Annotated in this window: 16 protein-coding genes and 1 tRNA gene; 6 read left to right on the top strand and 11 right to left on the bottom strand. The window is 66.5% G+C overall.

The genetic code is table 11. The features are described from left to right. Nucleotides 1-75: 75 nt before the first annotated feature. The 4 genes from efeB to AB0313_RS05195 all read right to left on the bottom strand — a co-directional run bounded on the left by efeB (nt 76) and on the right by AB0313_RS05195 (nt 4294). The gene (gene efeB / locus AB0313_RS05210; RefSeq protein ID WP_366304037.1) at nt 76-1452 is read right to left on the bottom strand and encodes an iron uptake transporter deferrochelatase/peroxidase subunit; all 1377 of its coding nucleotides are present in this window, start codon (nt 1450-1452) and stop codon (nt 76-78) included. Beyond that, nucleotides 1449-2645: an iron uptake system protein EfeO gene (gene efeO / locus AB0313_RS05205; protein WP_366304035.1), complete on the bottom strand. Its 1197-nt coding sequence runs from the start codon at nt 2643-2645 to the stop codon at nt 1449-1451. Before efeO ends, efeB begins: the two co-directional genes overlap by 4 nt. A gap of 31 nt (nt 2646-2676) precedes the next feature. After that, complete coding sequence (efeU, locus tag AB0313_RS05200) at nt 2677-3537, bottom strand: iron uptake transporter permease EfeU (RefSeq protein ID WP_366304033.1); 861 nt, start codon at nt 3535-3537, stop codon at nt 2677-2679. A 265-nt stretch (nt 3538-3802) separates the two neighbouring features. Further along, the gene (locus AB0313_RS05195; RefSeq protein WP_141942870.1) at nt 3803-4294 is read right to left on the bottom strand and encodes a YajQ family cyclic di-GMP-binding protein; all 492 of its coding nucleotides are present in this window, start codon (nt 4292-4294) and stop codon (nt 3803-3805) included. Nucleotides 4295-4479: 185 nt separating this feature from the next. On the opposite strand from AB0313_RS05195, the gene AB0313_RS05190 reads away from it, so the two are divergent. The 3 genes from AB0313_RS05190 to AB0313_RS05180 all read left to right on the top strand — a co-directional run bounded on the left by AB0313_RS05190 (nt 4480) and on the right by AB0313_RS05180 (nt 5594). Next, a complete protein-coding gene (locus AB0313_RS05190) occupies nt 4480-4734 on the top strand; it encodes a hypothetical protein (RefSeq protein ID WP_141942868.1) in 255 nt (84 codons plus the stop codon). Nucleotides 4735-4900: 166 nt separating this feature from the next. Beyond that, a tRNA-Tyr gene (locus AB0313_RS05185) sits at nt 4901-4982 on the top strand. 186 nt (nt 4983-5168) lie between these two features. Further along, a complete protein-coding gene (locus AB0313_RS05180; RefSeq protein ID WP_366304030.1) occupies nt 5169-5594 on the top strand; it encodes a CBS domain-containing protein in 426 nt (141 codons plus the stop codon). A gap of 95 nt (nt 5595-5689) precedes the next feature. On the opposite strand, the gene AB0313_RS05175 is transcribed toward AB0313_RS05180, so the two are convergent. Further along, on the bottom strand, nt 5690-6664 hold the full coding sequence (locus AB0313_RS05175; protein WP_366304028.1) for a LysM domain-containing protein: 975 nt from the start codon (nt 6662-6664) through the stop codon (nt 5690-5692). Between the two features lie 289 nt (nt 6665-6953). Continuing rightward, nucleotides 6954-7742 (bottom strand): potassium channel family protein, encoded by a 789-nt coding sequence (locus AB0313_RS05170; protein ID WP_307304520.1) that lies wholly within the window; start codon nt 7740-7742, stop codon nt 6954-6956. Nucleotides 7743-7814: 72 nt separating this feature from the next. Between AB0313_RS05170 and AB0313_RS05165 the strand changes: the two genes are divergently transcribed. Together AB0313_RS05165 and AB0313_RS05160 are read left to right on the top strand one after the other, a co-directional pair. Further along, on the top strand, nt 7815-8369 hold the full coding sequence (locus AB0313_RS05165) for an acyl-CoA thioesterase (RefSeq protein ID WP_366304026.1): 555 nt from the start codon (nt 7815-7817) through the stop codon (nt 8367-8369). A 94-nt stretch (nt 8370-8463) separates the two neighbouring features. Next, nucleotides 8464-8892 (top strand): thioredoxin family protein, encoded by a 429-nt coding sequence (locus AB0313_RS05160; RefSeq protein WP_141942845.1) that lies wholly within the window; start codon nt 8464-8466, stop codon nt 8890-8892. Between the two features lie 67 nt (nt 8893-8959). Here AB0313_RS05160 and AB0313_RS05155 read toward each other — a convergent pair whose 3' ends face one another. Continuing rightward, nucleotides 8960-9238, bottom strand: a complete 279-nt coding sequence (locus AB0313_RS05155; protein WP_141942843.1) for an antibiotic biosynthesis monooxygenase — start codon at nt 9236-9238, stop codon at nt 8960-8962. 103 nt (nt 9239-9341) lie between these two features. On the opposite strand from AB0313_RS05155, the gene AB0313_RS05150 reads away from it, so the two are divergent. Then, complete coding sequence (locus AB0313_RS05150; protein ID WP_366304023.1) at nt 9342-11018, top strand: AMP-binding protein; 1677 nt, start codon at nt 9342-9344, stop codon at nt 11016-11018. Here the strand turns inward: AB0313_RS05150 and AB0313_RS05145 are convergent. From AB0313_RS05145 to AB0313_RS05130, 4 genes are all read right to left on the bottom strand, one after another. Next, nucleotides 11015-11623 (bottom strand): hypothetical protein, encoded by a 609-nt coding sequence (locus AB0313_RS05145; RefSeq protein ID WP_366304021.1) that lies wholly within the window; start codon nt 11621-11623, stop codon nt 11015-11017. The two genes, AB0313_RS05150 and AB0313_RS05145, sit on opposite strands and share 4 nt — an antisense overlap. A 209-nt stretch (nt 11624-11832) precedes the next feature. Beyond that, nucleotides 11833-13632 (bottom strand): glycoside hydrolase family 15 protein, encoded by a 1800-nt coding sequence (locus AB0313_RS05140; RefSeq protein ID WP_366304019.1) that lies wholly within the window; start codon nt 13630-13632, stop codon nt 11833-11835. Between the two features lie 30 nt (nt 13633-13662). Next, entirely contained in the window at nt 13663-14781 is a 1119-nt protein-coding gene (locus AB0313_RS05135) for an enolase C-terminal domain-like protein (protein WP_366304017.1), read from the bottom strand. 3 nt (nt 14782-14784) lie between these two features. Then, nucleotides 14785-16575 carry a thiamine pyrophosphate-requiring protein gene (locus tag AB0313_RS05130; protein ID WP_366304015.1) on the bottom strand — a complete coding sequence of 597 codons (1791 nt, stop codon included), beginning with the start codon at nt 16573-16575 and terminating at the stop codon, nt 14785-14787. Between the last annotated feature and the right edge of the window lie 2 nt (nt 16576-16577).

Below are 16577 nucleotides of genomic sequence, written 5' to 3'. Positions count from 1 at the left end.
CGGGTTATTTGCGCAGCGGTTAACCTTTTGCGCGTCGGGAACGACGGCGGGGCGGGGCCGGCTTGAGCGGTCCGGCTACGTGAACAGGCCCTCGCCGATGTACCCGCCGGGCTGGACCCCGCCGGGAACCGCGAACAGTCCCGAGCCCGTGTGCTTCAGGTACTCCACGGCCAGGGTGTCGCCCTTGGCCATCGCCATCTGCATGGGGATGTAGTGCGTCCGCGGATCGGTGACGAACGCGATGAAGAGCAGGCCGGCGTCGAGGTGGCCCACGCCGTCGGAACCGTCGGTGTAGTTGTAGCCCCGGCGCAGCATCCGCACTCCGCTGTTCTGGTTGGGGTGGGCCATCCGGACGTGGGAATCGATCGGGATGAGCGGTTTGCCGCCCTTGCCCTGCCGGTTGAAGTCCGGCTCGGTGAACTCCTCGCCACCAGAGAGCGGTGCGCCCGTGCCCTTGGTCCGGCCGATCAGGCCTTCCTGTTCGCCCAGCGAGGTGCGGTCCCACGTTTCGATATGCATCCGGATCCGGCGCGCCACCAGGTAGCTGCCGCCCGCCATCCAGGCATCCTGCGGGCGGGCGGCTTGGGCCCACACATGCTGGTCCAGCAGTTGCTCATCTTCCACTTTCAGGTTGGCGGTGCCGTCCTTGAAGCCGAAGAGGTTCCGCGGGGTCTGCTGGGCACGGGAGGTGGAGGATGTCCGGCCGAACCCGAGCTGGGACCAGCGGACCCGGACCCTGCCGAAGCCGATCCTGGCCAGGTTCCGGATGGCGTGGACGGCCACCTGCGGGTCGTCGGCGCACGCCTGGACCACCAGGTCGCCGCCGCTGCGGGCCGGGTCCAGGTCGTCGCCCGGGAAATGCGGCAGATCTATCAGGGCCTCGGGCCGCCTGCCGTCCAGGCCGAACCGGGCCACGCGGTCGCGCTCGAACAGTCCGGCGCCGAAACCGAACGTCAGGGTCAGCTTCCCGGCGTTGAGGTCCAGGGCTTCGCCCGTGTCCTCGGGAGGAGCGCCGTAGGGGCCATCCACTGCGCCGGTCGCACCAGCGGGGCGGCCCCCGGTCAGGGCTTCCGCTGCCCGCGTCCAGTCCTTGAGCAGCTGGATGAGCTCCTCACGGCTGCTGGTGGTGACGTCGAACGCGGCCATGTGCAGGCGGTCCTGTGCCGGGGTGGTGATGCCGGCCTGGTGGTCGCCGTGGAAGGGGACCACGTCGCTGTCCGCGGCCATAGGTGCGGCAGTAGCCGCCACCGCGTCGCGTCCCAGGAGGCCTGCGGCGAGTCCGACGGCGGCGCCGCCCAGTCCGGCGACGCCAAACAGGCCCCGCCTGCTCAGGCGGGCTCCCGCCGTCGGGCGTTCCCCGTCCCTGGAATCCAAAGACGCCCCGACGGCTGCGTCGGCGAGGTCCGCCCCGGAAGCGTCCTGCGCGCGGCCACCAAAGGGGCAGCCGGTCACAGGACCACCGCCGCGGTCAGCCGGGACAGCGGCTCCCCGAGCGCGTCCACAAGTGAGGCGAGCCGCTGGACCTGCTCAGGGGACAGCTTGTCATAGGACGTGAAGCCCGCGCCCTGGGCATGGGTGGCAAGTTCGGCCTGCAGCGCGGCGAACTTCCCGTCCAGCGAGGCGGCCAAAGCGGCGTCCTTCAGCTGCAGGGCCGGCTTGAGGTTCTCGAACGCGATGCGGGCGCCGTCCACGTTCGCCTGAAAGTCCCAAAGGTCCGTGTGGGACCAGACTTCCTCTTCACCGGTCACTTTTCCGGTGGCAACCTCGTCCAGGAGTTCCTTGGCGCCGTTGCCCAGCATGTCAGCGGAGATTTCCACGGTGCGGGTGCGTTCCACCAGGTCCTTGGTGTCGGCCACCAGTTGGTCCGCGATGGCCGAGCGCCCGGCAGCGGTGAGGGCCGTGTAGGCGGCCGGCGGGAACAGGTCCTTTTCGGCACGGTGCCAGCCGGTCCACTCCTGGCCGGGTTCCAGGTCCGCCTCGCGTGCGTCAAGTTTCGGGTCCAGGTCGCCGAAGGACTCGGCGACGGGTTCAATCCGTTCCCAGTGCTGCCGCGTTGCCGCGTAGAGGGAGCGGGCTTGGTCGGTGTTGCCCGCTGTGAAGGCCGCGGCGAACTGCTCGGTGCCGGCAAGCAGTTGCTCGCTCTGGTCCTTGACGTAGGACGCGTACTGCGTGCTGGCCGTGTCCAGGAGTTTCTGGAAGTCCGCGTCCGCCGTCGGCTGGTCTTTTGACGGGGTCACTTCGAGGGCGGCCCGGATCCCGTCGCCCTCCATGCCTGGCTTGCACGCGGTGGTGTAGGTTCCGGCGGGGGCGGTGACCACCAGGTTGCGGCTCAGTCCCGGGCCGATGTTTTCCACCTCGCCCATGATGCGCAGCCCGTCCGCCGCCAGGAGGTAGAACTCGGTGACTTCGGTTCCTTCGTTCTTGACCGAGAACGTGAGGTTGCCGCTGGGCACGCTGGCGGCGGAGACCTTGCAGTCGGTATTGGAGCTGACCACGTCGATGGTGCCTCCGGAGGTGTCCGCCGCCCGGGTATTGTCAGTGCACCCGGTGAGGACCAGCGGGACGGTGACGACGGCGGCAGCCAGGGCGGGAAGCCGGGTGCGGAAGGCGTAGGGGCTAATTTTGGGCAGGCTGAAGCCAGGCATGGGGATTTCCTTAGGTGCGGGTGAAGGGGATTTAGGCGGCGGCCGCGGCCTTGGCGGCGGCGGTGGTGCCGGAGCCGGCAGGGGTAGCCGGAGTTTTGCCGTTGGTGCGCAGGTACAGGAACAGCACCGGCAGCACGTAGAGGAGCCAGGCTGCGGCTTCCAGCCAGGTGGTGGCGGAGGAGAAGTTGAGGGTGCCCTTGAGGAGCGTGCCGTACCAGGACGACGGCGGGACGGCGCCGCTGATGTCGAAGGCCAGGGAATGCAGGCCCGGAAGCAGCCCGGCCTCCTGCAGGTCATGGAGGCCGTAGGACAGGACGCCGCCCGCGATGACGATCAGGGCGGCCCCGGTCCAGGTGAAGAACCGGGAAAGGTTCACTTTCAGGACGCCCCGGTGCAGCAGGTAGCCAAAGCCGGCGGCCGCGGCCAGGCCAAGGAGGGCCCCGACGAGCGGCTGCGTGGATTCGCCCGTGGCCTTGGCAGCCGCCCAGAGGAAAAGCGCCGTCTCCAGGCCTTCGCGTCCCACCGCGATGGCAGCCACTACGGCCAGCCCCCAACCGGCCCCGCCGGCGGATCTGTCCACGCGCGTCTTCAGGTCGCTGCCGAGGGTCCTCGCGGTGCGGGCCATCCAGAAGACCATCCATGTCACGAGGCCGACGGCGGCGACGGACAGGGTGCCGCCGATCGCCTCCTGCGCTTCAAACGTGAGGCCCCTGGGCCCGAAGGTGAGGAGGGCGCCGAAGGTGACGGACACTGTAACCGCTGCTGCCACGCCCACCCAGAGCCGGGGGATGAGGCGGCGGCGGTCCGTTTTCGCCAGGTAGGCCATGAGGAGGACCACCACCAGGGTGGCTTCGAGTCCTTCGCGCAGGCCGATCAGGAAGTTGGCAGTCATGATGTTCTTTCAGTCAGGTAATCCTTACTTAGGAAGGCCTAAGAAAGAGATTACCCGGCGTCGGCTATTACGCAAACTAACTGTGCCGTAATTGCATGCCGTTACGCCCGAGGGGTACCGTACCGCGGGGCAGGCAACCCTCGTGTTAGCACTGTGCAAGGGCGTCCGCGACACGCAAAAAGGCTGGCGTACCCGGGATATCAGGTGCGCCAGCCTTTCTGCGTAGCGGGAATCCTCTTGCGCGTCGAAAACGACCGCGGGAGGGCTAGCTGCGGAAGTTCACGAACTGCAGGTCGGCTTCGTCAAAATCCTTGAGGAGGGCCATCGTGGCCTGCAGGTCGTCGCGGGACTTGGAGGACACCCGGAGTTCATCGCCCTGGATCTGCGACTTGACCGACTTGGGGCCTTCGTCGCGGATCAGCTTGTTGATCTTCTTGGCCAGGTCCTGGGCAATGCCTTCCTTGATGGAGGCCTCCAGCCGGTACTCCTTGCCGGAGGCGTAGGGCTCGCCCTCGTCCAGCGACTTCAGCGAGATGCCGCGCTTGATCAGCTTGGACTGGAAGACGTCCAGGACAGCCTTGACGCGTTCCTCCGAGTTGGCCTTCATGAGGATCTTCTCGCCGCTGAAGTCGATCTCGGCGCCCACGCCCTTGAAGTCGTAGCGCTGGGCGATTTCCTTCTGCGACTGGTTGAGCGCGTTGGCCACCTCCTGCTTGTCCACTTTGCTTACGACGTCGAACGTTGACTCGCCTGCCATGACTCTCCTTTGTTGATGGGAGCCCTGTGCGGGGACAGGGCCGGGATCTCTGCCATCCAGCCTAGTACGGATGCCCTGCCGGGTGGGGGTGCGGGATTCACAGTTCCCTCTCAGCGGACGTAATGGCGGAATGAAGGAGGGGTGGCGAGAGTTGGAGAAGCAGTACCGCAGTTGAAGGGAACCCCATGCACCGCAAAGCCGCCCAATATGTCACCCGGACCACAACCGCAGCGGCAGGGGCGGTGGCCACGGCAGCAACCTCGGTGGCGGCGGCAGCGGTGGCGGCCTCCATCGTCCTCAGCCCGGTGGCGGATGCCTCCTCCCGGCTGGACGGCGTCCGGGCAGACCTGCAGAGGGCGGTCCAGCTGAACCAGATCACCCAGGAGCAGGCCATCAGCTTCGAAGCCAAGCTGGCCGGACGCATTCTTGGTGAGGCGTAGGGTCTGACTTTTGCCGACATTCCGGGGCATTTGGCGTGGTGCGGGACCCGATTCGATTCTTCGCCGGAAGTTCTGTAAAGTTGTCTTGCCCGCGGTTACTGAAGCGGAAAGCGCCGGAAACGGATGCTTCCCAACACTGCATCGGCGGGTACTTCTTTTGAAGTTCGGCAGATTACCCGAGCGGCCAAAGGGGGCTGACTGTAAATCAGCTGGCAACGCCTACGGGGGTTCGAATCCCTCATCTGCCACCCAAGGAAAAACCTCCGGAACCACCAGGTTCCGGAGGTTTTTTTGTTGGCCGGCACTCCTCGTGAACACTCCGAAAGAAGCCTCCACCCGCCGTCGACACCCTGTTGGCACGGGCGTAGGCTGGCAGGATCGGCGCATGTGCTCCGATGCCCTGCGTCGATATTCCATCGATGAAGGAGGATTCAATGAGTGCCGTACGTGAATTCATGACCACTGATGCGCGATGCATTGGGGAAAACGAGTCCCTCGCGGACGCAGCCCGGATGATGATGGACCTCGACTGCGGAGCCCTCCCCATCTGCGGTGATGACGGCAAATTGAAGGGCATGATCACTGACCGTGACATCGTGCTCAAATGCGTCGCCGCCGGCCGCGACCCCGGCCAGATGATGGCCCGGGAACTCGCTTCCGGCAAGCCCTACTGCATTGACGCCGACGCCAACGTTGATGCAGCCATCGACATGATGGAACAGCATCAGGTCCGCAGGCTTCCGGTGATCTCCGACCACAAGCTCGTGGGCATCATCAGCCAGGGCGACATTGCCCGCAATTACTCCGAGCAGCGCGTAGGCGAACTGGTGGAGCATATTTCAGAGCGCCACGGCGTGTAGCTCCGGCAGCGCGTCATGGCCTTGTCCGCGGATCCAGGCCCCGAAGGTCCGGACCCGCGGACAAACTTTTGAATGCCGGCTTCAGCCCACCCGGGTCAGTTCAGTGCGATCAGGAGCATCTGGCTGGTGCCCGGGATGCAGGTCTGCAGGATTGCCCGGGGGAAACCGCCGAAGACCGCGATCACATCGTTGGTGGTGCCGGGATTGGGGACGGTGCCGCGGCCGGTGGCTGTGAAGGTTCCGTAGCCGGGAATGCTCACGGTCTCACCCACGCTGATCCCGGAGAACCGGGCCCATCCGCCGCAGAAATCATGCTCGGTGATGAAGAGCGAGTAGCCGTCATTGGGGGTGTAGTGGATGGGCCCGATGCAGGCGTCCACCATGGACTGGCCGCCGGAGCCCGCCACGTAGATGGTCCGTACCGCAGGCGCTGCGGGAGCGGCCGCGGGAGCCGGGGCCGGCGCAGCAGCGGGAGCCGGTGCCGGTGCAGGGTCGGGAGCGGCCATGGCGACAGCCGGGCCGGTCAGCAGGAGGGTCTGGCCGGGGTAGATGGTGCTGTAGGCAGAGAGCCCGTTCGCGGCAAGCATGCCGTTCATGTCCACGCCGTGGCTGGCGGCAATCGCGCCCACGGTATCGCCGGGCACCACCGTGTACAGGTTTGGATCACCTGCAGGTTCGGGGGGCGGCGCAGGTGCTGGTGCCGGAGCGGGTTCGGCCGCTGCCGGCGCTTCGGCGGCCGGCGCAGGCGCTGCCTCTGCAGCTGGTGCGGCAGCTGAGGCGGCTCCCTGGGCCGCGACCGCGGCCACGGCGTCGCCGGCGGCGGCGGCGCTTGGCGCCGGTGGTGCGGCGGTCTCTGCAACCTGGACTGCCGGCGTCGTGCTTGCGCTGAGGGAGGTGGGCGGTGCGGCCATGGCGCCCACACCTACAGCTGCCACAACGGCCGCCGCGGCCATGCCGGCCCACAATTTGTTGCTGATGAGCGGACGGCCGGTGCTGAGGTCCGTGCGCGGTTCGTCGGTGACGAAACTCCGGCTGGAGCCGTCGGGGGAGGTGGAGATCTTCTGGTTCATGGGTAGCCCATCCGGGGACGGTCCGGCCAGGCAGTGCCTTGCGGGCACGCCAGGTCGCCGGACGGATCGAGATGTTAAGGCGCCGCAGGCCCCGGCAGCTGCCGGTGGCCGCGGGCGGCGCCGGATGGAGGCCTCCGCATACCCAGAAAATACGGAGCTCCGCATGAAGGCCGGTTTCCCGGAAGCCACCCGGGAGAACCTGCCAGACGTGTCGGTCCTAGGAATCCCGAGTCTAGGAATCACGCCAAGCAGGCAGCACCAGTAGGAATTACCCGAGTTTTGCGGTCTGCTACTCGCCCGTCCCGGCCCCGCTACTCAAGCCAGGGCGGTCCAATACTTGCGGCGGCTGCATGCGGTGTTCCCGCAGGTCTGCGATTTCACGACGCAGCAATGCGATCTCGGCCACGAGCTCCGCAACCTCCACCCGGACCGGTTCCTCCACGGCCTCTGCCACCGACTCGGCCGTATCCTCGACCCGCTGGACGAGCCAGGAAGCGATGGAAGCGGTGACCACACCCAGCACCGCGATGCCGCTCATCATCAGCGCCGTGGCCACCAGCCGGCCTATGGGCGTGACCGGGTACATGTCCCCGTAGCCCACGGTGGTAATGGTGGCCGTTGCCCACCACAGGGCATCGCCGAACGATGTGATCTTGGCATCCGGCGCCCACTGCTCCACATCCAGCACGGCCAGGGCGCCCACAAAGACCAGAAGCGCCGCAGATGCCGCCACATACGTCACCACCCGGCCGCGCAGCGTCTCGCCCACGGTCCGGTGCAGGACGGACAGCAGCGTCACCAGCCGCAGCAGCCGCAGGGGCCGGAAGAACGGGAGGGCCACGATCAACAGCTCATGCAGGTTCCGGACGAACCATTGCCGGCGGTCCTCGGCCAGCCACAGCTTCGCCGCATAGTCCAGGACGAACACGCACCAGGTCACCCACATGACGGTCTCGAGCCAGTCAGCCCCGCTGCCCTCAACCCTGCCGATGACCTGCCACGCGTACGCGCCCAGGAACACCAGCGTGGTAGCCATCAAGGGCCACTCGGCAAGGGCCCGGTAGCGTTGCTGCGTCATTCAGGAAATCATACGGCGGTTGGCGTGCCGCCCCGGAGCCTGCAGGATGTTACCCGCGGGTAGCATTGGTCCATGCACCTGCTTCTGAGAACCCTGCTTCTGCTCTTCCGGTCCAAACGGCGGACGCCCGTCACGGTGTGGGAGGCGTCGTCGCTGCCGCTGCGCGTCCTGCCCACGGACATCGACATTGCCATGCACGTAAACAACGGCATGTACCTCTCGCTCATGGACCTGGGCCGGTTCGACCTGATGGTCCGCAGCGGCATCTGGCAGCGCATGCGCCGCCGCGGCTGGAGCCCTGTGGTGTCGGCCGAGACCATCTCCTTCCGGAAATCGCTGCAGCTGTGGCAGGACTACACCATCGAGACGCGCGTCATCGGACTGGACAGCAAGGCGATCTTCTTCGAGCAGCGCATGGTGGCCGACGGCGAAATTTACGCCCGCGCCTACATCGCCACCCGGCTGGTCACCAAGGCCGGCCCGGTCAGCCAGGAGGACATCCTCACCGAGTTCGGGGCCCCGCCGGCGGACCTCGTGCTCCCCGTCTGGATCCACAGGTGGCGCGCCTCCAGCGCCCTTCCCGGCAGCCGCACCCGCGCCCCGCACCTGTGGGACACCAACGCCTGAACCCTGGTGCCGCCGTCGTACCTCCCGTTATTCCCAATGACGCGGGGAGCGAACACCCGCGACATGGCCCGGGCCGGGCGCGTAGCGTGGACACATGGCTACCCTTGACATCACAGGTGAACAGTTCGCATCGACGATCGAAGGCAACGACATTGTCCTGGTCGATTTCTGGGCAGAATGGTGCGGCCCCTGCAAGCAGTTCGGCCCTACGTATTCGGCAGTATCCGAGAAGCACCCCGACGTCGTCTTCACCAAGGTGGACACCGAAGCGGAGCAGCAGCTCGCGGCAGAGGCCGGCATCACCTCCATCCCCACGTTGATGGCCTTCCGCGAAAAGGTGCTGGTGTTCTCCCAGCCCGGCGCGCTGAACGCCCAGCAGCTGGAACAGGTGGTGGACGCGGTGAAGGCGCTGGACATGGATGAGGTCCACGCCCACGTGGCCCGCCAGCAGGAGGAGGCAGCGGGCAAGCCGGCCAGCCCCCAGGGCGGTGCCCAGGACGGCACGCAGATCCCGGACTTCTAAAACCCAGTAGACGCAGAATGCGGGGCCTCCGACAGGGAGGCCCCGCATTCTGCGTTTAACGGGTGCGCTAGACGCGTTCCACCTTGACGGGTTCGGCCAGCAGCGCGCTCAGTGACTCGTTCAGGTCCTGGACGGCGATGCCCTTGGAGTGCCTGTCCAGGTCTTCCTCGGATGCCCACTGCTCGGTCAGGACGAGCTTTTCCTCGGTGGCTTCAGTCAGTTCGTACTGGATGCAGCCTGGTTCCTTCACCACCTCATCGATGGCGATTTCCAGGGCCAGCTTGACGCGGTGGAACTCGCCTTCGTTGGGGATGAACGTTGCTGTCAGGTCAATCGGTGCACTCATGAATGTCACAATACCGGGCGCCGCCTTGCCGTCCCGTTCCGTTGCGCGCGTTCCCGGCCCCGTCCTCCTTCTCCAGCGCCGTTCCTGTTGGTAGCGTGCCCTCATGCGTGCTTATACAGCCGGGGACACTGACGTCCCGCTCCTGGCGGAAACCATTGGCGAGAACTTTGAGCGCACCGTTGCGCGGTTTCCGCTCCACGACGCACTGATCGAGGCAGCGCCGGTGCCTGGCGGTGACGCCCGCCGCTGGAGCTACACCAAGATGAACGACGACGTCGACCGGCTGGCGCGGGCACTGCTCGCCATGGGCGTCGGCAAAGGGGAGAGGGTGGGCATCTGGAGCCCCAACTGCGCCGAATGGACGCTGCTGCAGTACGCCACGGCGAAAATCGGCGCCATCCTGGTCAACGTCAACCCGGCCTACCGCAGCCATGAACTTGAGTTCGTGGTCAAGCAGAACGGGATGCGGATGCTGGTCACGGCACCGTCGGACACCAACAGCGATTACGTGTCCATGGCACGCCAGGCGCTCCTGACCTGCCCGGACCTGCATGAGCTCGTGTTCCTGCCGGACCATGGACTGGACGCACTGGATGCCGGCAACCCCCAAAGTGACGCGGAACTGACCTACGCCGAGCTGCTCAGGCGGGCGGACGGCGTCGCCCATGCGCACCTGTTGGCCCGCATGGCCGAACTCCGGCCGCACGATCCCATCAACCTGCAGTACACCTCGGGCACCACAGGATTTCCCAAAGGCGCCACGCTGACGCACCACAACATCCTGAACAACGGCTACGCCATCGGCGAGCTGCTCGGCTACACCGAGCATGACCGGGTGGTTATCCCCGTGCCGTTCTACCACTGCTTTGGCATGGTGATCGGCAACCTCAACGCGCTCAGCCACGGCGCCGCCACCATCATCCCCGGGCGGGGCTTCTCGCCCGCTGCCGCGCTTGAGGCAGTGCAGGATTTCGGCGGGACGTCCCTGTACGGGGTGCCCACCATGTTCATCGCCGAACTGGCGCTGCCCGATTTCGGCTCCTATGACCTGTCCACGCTCCGCACCGGGGTGATGGCGGGTTCGCTGTGTCCCATTGAGGTGATGAACCGGGTGATCTCGGAGATGCACATGGTGGACGTGGCCATCTGCTACGGCATGACCGAGACCTCACCGGTGTCCACCATGACCCGGAAGGGGGACACCCTCCAGCAGCGGACCGAGACCGTGGGCCGGACCATGCCGCAGCTGGAGAGCCGCATCGTGGACCCCGTCACCGGGGAGGAACTGGAGCGCGGGCAGATCGGCGAGCTCTGCACCCGTGGCTACGCCGTCATGGCGGGGTACTGGAACCAGCCGGAGAAGACGGCCGAGGCGATCGATGCCGACGGGTGGATGCACACCGGCGACCTCGCCCGGATGGATGAGGACGGGTATGTGGTGGTGGAAGGCCGGATCAAGGACATGGTGATCCGCGGCGGAGAAAACATCTACCCGCGGGAGATTGAGGAGTTCCTCTACACACACCCATCAATCCAGGACGTGCAGGTCATCGGCGTACCGGACCCCAGGTACGGCGAGGAACTCATGGCGTGCATCATCCTCAAGCCCGGCGCGGAACCGCTGGACGCTGCGGCGCTTGCGGACTTTTGCCGGGGGAAGCTGGCGCACTACAAGATCCCCCGCTATGTCGAGGTCCGCGAGAGCTTCCCCATGACGATTTCCGGGAAGATCCGCAAAGTCCAGATGCGCGAGGAAGCAGTGGCCCGGCTGGGACTCTAGGTGTCCAGCCGGCGGCGCCGGCCCGTTCCCGCCCTGGCCACCAGCACGGCTGCCAGGGCAACCGCGGCCAGCGCCGCCATGGCGGGCACAGCGCTTCCTTTCCACCGGTCCGGGGACGTGGTCCGGTTGCTGCCGACGGCGGCGTCGCTGCCCGGAATGTTCCAGTCGGATGGAGCGGGAAAGATGCCTGCCGGGAGCTTTTCCTGCTGCAGCTGCCGCCGTGCGGCGAGGCGCTCGCGGACCTCATCGTTCGGCGCGGGCACGATGGTGTCCGCGATGGCCGCGACCGAAAGGTCAACGATGTAGGGCTCGCCGTAGTACGCCGAGGAGGCCACTGATTCCAGCCAGGTGCCCGGCGGTGTCGCCACGCGGTGCCGGGCAAAGGCAGCGCGGAGCATCTCCTGGATGTCGTCCAGGCTTTTGCCGTCGGCGTCCCGGGTGACCTCGAAGATGGCCAGCTGAAGCCGAACCTTTTCATCCGCCATGGGGTCCGTGGCTGACGGGTCCAGGCCTGTGACGTCCTGCCCCGTGGGATCCTGTGCGTCGGGTGTGACAGCCACCAGCTCCGGAGCGGCCGGATCTGCGTTGCGTTCGTTGGTGCTCAATGGATCCCTTTCAGTACGTCATGCCCGGGCGGCCGGGCAACAGGCCAGTGTCAGCGTCGGCGGCCGGCAGGCTCAGTCCGTTACCGGGTCTGTCTTCGTGCCGTACCCATCCGCAGTCCGGCTCAAGCGTTCCGTCGAAGAACAGGTTCTCGATCCTGACGTGGTCGTGAACCATTCCAGGTGGCGGAAGTTGGGTGTGGCGGCGGCCGTCAGGTTGGGCTGGGAATGGGCTTGTTGCTTTGTTTGGAACGTCCCTGGTGGAGCTGCAGGGCGCAGTGGATGAGGGGAAAGTGGCTGAAAGCCTGAGGGGTGTTGCCCAGCTGGCGCTGGTGCTTGGGATCCCATTCTTCGCTGAGTAATCCAAGGTCGTTGCGGAGGCCGAGCAGGCGCTCGAAGAGTTCCTCGGCTTCATGTTGGCGTCCTATGCCCAGCAGGGCGTCGACAAGCCAGAAGGAGCAGGCGAGGAAGACGCCTTCCGTCCCGGGCAGGCCGTCGTTACTTGCTTGCGGGCGGTACCGAAGGACGAAGCCGTCTTCGGTGAGGTGCTTCTGGACGGCATCCACAGTACCGACCACTCGCGGATGGTCGTGCGGCAGGAATCCCACACGGGGAATCAGCAGGAGGCTCGCGTCAAGCTCTTTGCTCCCGTAGGACTGGACGAAAGTGTTGCGGTCGCTGTCGAAGCCATGTGCCATGACGTCTTTATGGATGGTGTCGCGCAACGCAGACCAGCGATCGACCGGGCCGGGCAGGCCGTAATGCTGGACTCCCTTGACCATGCGGTCTGCTGCCACCCAGGCCATGACCTTTGAGTGGGTGTTGTGGCGGCGGGGACCTCTCATTTCCCAGAGTCCGTTGTCGGGCTGGTCCCAGGCCCCCTCGAGGTATTCCATCAAGGCGACCTGGATATCCCAGGAATCGTCTCCCGCTCCGGCCGGCCCGGCGGCGCGGGTCAGGGAAAGCCCGTCCAGGACCTCGCCCCATACATCCAGCTGCAGCTGCGGAGCCGCGGCGTTTCCTGTCCTGACGGGTTTGGATCCCTCGAATCCGGCGAGCCAGGGCAGTTCTGTTTCGGGAAGGCGGCGCGTGCCGTCAATCCCATACATGATCTGAAGGTCGGCCGGATCGCCGGCGACGGCCCGCAGCAGCCATTCCCGCCAGGCGCCCGCTTCATCGACATAGCCCGCGGCGAGCAGCGACTGAAGCGTCAGCGTCGCGTCGCGGAGCCAGCAGAACCGATAGTCCCAGTTCCGCGTCCCTCCCGGATCCTCCGGCAGGGAAGTGGTGGGAGCTGCCACGATACCGCCGGTCGGCGCATAGATCAGCCCTTTGAGGGTTATGAGGGAACGCTCTACGGCATCCTTGTACTCACCGTCAATCCTGCTGCGGGAACTCCACCGTTGCCAGTAATCTTCGGTTACCTGCAGCGCCTGGTGGGAGTCGGTTTTCCGCGGGGCCGGTTTGCTGCTGGGGAACCACCTCAACACGAAAGGCACCTGTTCTCCGGCCCGGACAGTGAACTCGCTGATGGTTCGCATGTCCCGGCCCTCGAGTGGCGCTGCGGTGTTGAAGTAGGCCGCGTCAGGACCGGCTATGGCGCTGAGGCCGTGCTCACCGCGCCTCACCCACGGCACGATGCGTCCATAGTCAAAGCGCAGGCACAATTCTCCGTACATCTGCACGGTGCCGGTCAGGCCTTCCACAATCCGCACCATGTCGGCGGCGTCGTCGCGGATCGGCATGAAGTCCGTGACCTTGACGCTGCCCTGGGCAGTTTCCCATTCGGTTTCGAGGATCAGGGTGCCTGGCCGATACCTCCGGCGGGTGCACTTTTGTGCCCCTGCGGGTGCCAGGAGCCACCGGCCTGCGGCGGGGGTGTCCAGCAAAGCTGCGAAGCAGGCGGGGGAGTCGAACCTCGGCAGGCACATCCAGTCGATTGACCCGCTGGTGCTGATCATCGCGGCGGTGTGAAGGTCCCCCACGAGTGCGTAATCACTGATGTCTGACATTGTTCCCTTCCTGATCCGTTGTGGTCAGCATTAGCGGACCCGGAATTTGTCGGCCTCAGCGGTACGCAGCGACAGCCCGTTGCCGGGCGCAGCACCGGGCCGCAGCCACCCGCCGTCGGGGTCCAGCGTTCCGTCGAAGAACAGGTTCTCGATCCTGACGTGGTCGTGGAACCATTCCAGATGGCGGAAGTTGGGTGTGGCGGCGGCGACGGCGGCGCTGAGGTGGGGTGCGCAGTGGCCGGAGAGTTCCAGGCCGTTGGCTGCGGCCACTGCGGCGATACGCAGCCATTCGGTGATCCCGCCGCACCTGCTGACATCGGCCTGCAGGCAGTCGATGGCATCGGCCGCGCACAGGCGCTGGAAGTAGGGGAGGCCCGTACCGTATTCACCGGCTGCCACGTCCGCGTCCACAGCGTCCCGCACCACCCGCAGCCCGGCCAGGTGGTCGCTGGAGACGGGCTCCTCGAACCAGGTCACAGCCTCGGCGGCCACCTCCCGCAGGACGCGGACCGCCTGCTTTGCGGTGTAGGCGCCGTTGGCGTCGACGAACAGTTCCGTTCCGGGGCCGACGGCGGCACGCGCCTGGCGGATGCGTTCCAGGTCGCGCGGGACGTTCGTTCCGTTGTCCTGGCCGATCTTGATCTTCACCCGCGGGATGTTTTGGCTACGGGCCCAGCCTTCGAGCTGGCTGCGCAGCTGGTCTGCCGTGTAGGTGGTGAAGCCGCCGCTGCCGTAGACCGCCACCTTGTCCCGGACGCTGCCGAGCAGCTTGTGCAGCGGCAGGTCCAGGAGGCGGGCTTTGAGGTCCCAGAGGGCGCAGTCGACGGCGGACACGGCGTAGGAGGCCAGCCCTGTGTTTCCGGGGTTGCGGACTGCCCTGGCCATGGCGGCGGCAGCAGCCGGGACGTCAATGGCATCCACGCCGCTCACGGCGGGACTGAGGAGTCCTTCCACCAGGCCTGCTGCCGCAGCCGGCGCGTAGGTCCAGCCCAGGCCGGTCTTCCCGCCGGCGGCGGCCTGCACCAGCACCATGGTGGTGGAGTCCCAACTGTACGTTCCGTCCGCTTCGGGACCGTCGGTGGGGACCGTGTAAGCGGCCGCCTGGACGGCGGTCACGGGAGCCTCCGCAGTGGCCCTGGCCGGCCTCATGGTTCAGCCCTCCTTGTGCGGCAGGAATTCCTGGATTTTGGTCTTGACCCCTTCCTTCACCACGCCCCAGGCGCTGTCATCGCCCTGGACCATGGCTTCTGCCGTCTTCCTTGCCTGCTCCAGGGTGGCGTGCGGCGGGATGGGCGGGATGTTGGGGTCGGTCCGCACGTCCAGGAGGGTTGGCCTGTCCGCGGCGAGGGCTTTCTCCCAGGCCGGCCCCACGTCGTCGGGGTTGTGCACGTGGATGCCCTGCAGCCCCAGGCTTTCGGCGAACCCGGCGTAGTCCACGTCCGGGAGGGCCTGCGATTCACGGAAGGCCGGAACCCCGCCCATGGCCCGCATTTCCCAGGTGACCTGGTTGAGGTCGTTGTTGTGGAGGACGGCCACCACCAGGCGGGGATCGTCCCATTCGGGCCAGTAGTGCTTGACGGTGATCATCTCGGCAAGGCCGTTCATCTGCATGGCCCCGTCGCCTGCGAAAGCGATGGCGGGGCGCCCGGGATGGGCGAACTTCGCCCCGATGGCATAGGGAACGCCGGGGCCCATGGTGGCGAGGTTTCCAGACAGTGAGCCCCGGACTTCGCCGCGGAACTTCAGCTGCCGGGCATACCAGTTGGCTGATGACCCCGAGTCCGCGCTCAGCATGGCGTTCATGGGCAGGCGGGTGGAGAGCTCGGCAAAGAGGCGCATGGGGTTGACGGGATCCGCGCTGACCATGGCCTCGTCATGCATGGTTTCCCACCACCGGCTGATGGAGGACTGCAGGCCCTCCTGCCAGGAGCGGTCCTGCTTCCGGTCCAGGTGCGGGATCAGTGCCCGCAACGCTGTGCGGGCGTCGGCCACGATGTTGAATTCGTTCGTGTACCGCAGCCCGATCATTTTCGGGTCAACGTCGATCTGCACGCCCCGGGCCTGTCCCGGCTCGGGAAGGAACTGGGTGTAGGGGAAGCTGGAGCCCACCGTCAGCAGCGTGTCGCAGTCACGCATCATTTCGTAGCTGGGCCTGGTGCCAAGCAGCCCGATGGAGCCCGTGACGTACGGCAGGTCATCGGGAAGGGAGTCCTTGCCCAGCAGGGCCTTGGCCACGCCCGCGCCCAGCAGTTCCGCCACTTCCCGCACCTCGGCGGCCGCCTCCCGGGCACCCTGGCCTATCAGGATGGCCACTTTCGAGCCCTCGTTGAGGAGTTGGGCGGCACCGCGGATGGCCGCGCTGTCGGGCTCGATGTCGGGCCACTTGATGCCGAGGCTGGAGGGGACCATCTTGAATTCGTGGGTGGGGGCGGCGTATTCGAGTTCCTGCACATCCGCCGGGATGATGATGGCCGTGGGGGCCCGCTGCGCATCGGCAATCCGGATGGCCCTGTCCAGGACATTGGGGAGCTGCTGCGGGACGGTGACCATCTGGACGTAGTCGGAGGCCACGTCCTTGAACAGCGTCAGCAGGTCCACCTCCTGCTGGTAGGAGCCGCCCATGGCGCTGCGGGCGGTCTGCCCCACGATGGCCACCACCGGAACGTGGTCCAGCTTGGCGTCGTAGAGCCCGTTGAGCAGGTGGATGGCCCCGGGCCCGGAGGTGGCCATGCACACCGCCACCCGGTCGCCGAACTTGGCGTAGCCCACCGCCTCGAACGCGGCCATCTCCTCGTGCCTGGCCTGGATGAATTTCGGTTGGTTCCCCGCTTTGCCGAAGGCTGCGAGGATGCCGTTGATGCCGTCTCCGGGGAACCCGAAGACCTTGTCCACACCCCACTCACCCAGCCGGGAGAGCAGGTAGTCAGCCACTGTAGTTGCCATGA

The sequence above is a fragment of the Pseudarthrobacter sp. NPDC080039 genome, assembly GCF_040702335.1.
GTDB classification, from domain to species: Bacteria; Actinomycetota; Actinomycetes; order Actinomycetales; family Micrococcaceae; genus Arthrobacter; species Arthrobacter enclensis_A.
Note: the sequence above shows the minus strand (reverse complement) of the source record. Positions and strands in the feature narration are given on the sequence as shown.

Bases quoted from the DNA above. Each gene is read 5' to 3' on its own strand.
- AB0313_RS05190 (WP_141942868.1), top strand. From the start codon at position 4,480: ATGCACCGCAAAGCCGCCCAATATGTCACCCGGACCACAACCGCAGCG.
- AB0313_RS05135 (WP_366304017.1), bottom strand. From the start codon at position 14,781: ATGAGGCCGGCCAGGGCCACTGCGGAGGCTCCCGTGACCGCCGTCCAG.
- AB0313_RS05160 (WP_141942845.1), top strand. From the start codon at position 8,464: ATGGCTACCCTTGACATCACAGGTGAACAGTTCGCATCGACGATCGAA.
- efeO (WP_366304035.1), bottom strand. From the start codon at position 2,645: ATGCCTGGCTTCAGCCTGCCCAAAATTAGCCCCTACGCCTTCCGCACC.
- AB0313_RS05195 (WP_141942870.1), bottom strand. From the start codon at position 4,294: ATGGCAGGCGAGTCAACGTTCGACGTCGTAAGCAAAGTGGACAAGCAG.
- AB0313_RS05170 (WP_307304520.1), bottom strand. From the start codon at position 7,742: ATGACGCAGCAACGCTACCGGGCCCTTGCCGAGTGGCCCTTGATGGCT.
- AB0313_RS05165 (WP_366304026.1), top strand. From the start codon at position 7,815: ATGCACCTGCTTCTGAGAACCCTGCTTCTGCTCTTCCGGTCCAAACGG.
- AB0313_RS05180 (WP_366304030.1), top strand. From the start codon at position 5,169: ATGAGTGCCGTACGTGAATTCATGACCACTGATGCGCGATGCATTGGG.
- AB0313_RS05150 (WP_366304023.1), top strand. From the start codon at position 9,342: ATGCGTGCTTATACAGCCGGGGACACTGACGTCCCGCTCCTGGCGGAA.
- AB0313_RS05130 (WP_366304015.1), bottom strand. From the start codon at position 16,575: ATGGCAACTACAGTGGCTGACTACCTGCTCTCCCGGCTGGGTGAGTGG.
- AB0313_RS05175 (WP_366304028.1), bottom strand. From the start codon at position 6,664: ATGAACCAGAAGATCTCCACCTCCCCCGACGGCTCCAGCCGGAGTTTC.
- efeU (WP_366304033.1), bottom strand. From the start codon at position 3,537: ATGACTGCCAACTTCCTGATCGGCCTGCGCGAAGGACTCGAAGCCACC.
- AB0313_RS05155 (WP_141942843.1), bottom strand. From the start codon at position 9,238: ATGAGTGCACCGATTGACCTGACAGCAACGTTCATCCCCAACGAAGGC.
- AB0313_RS05140 (WP_366304019.1), bottom strand. From the start codon at position 13,632: ATGTCAGACATCAGTGATTACGCACTCGTGGGGGACCTTCACACCGCC.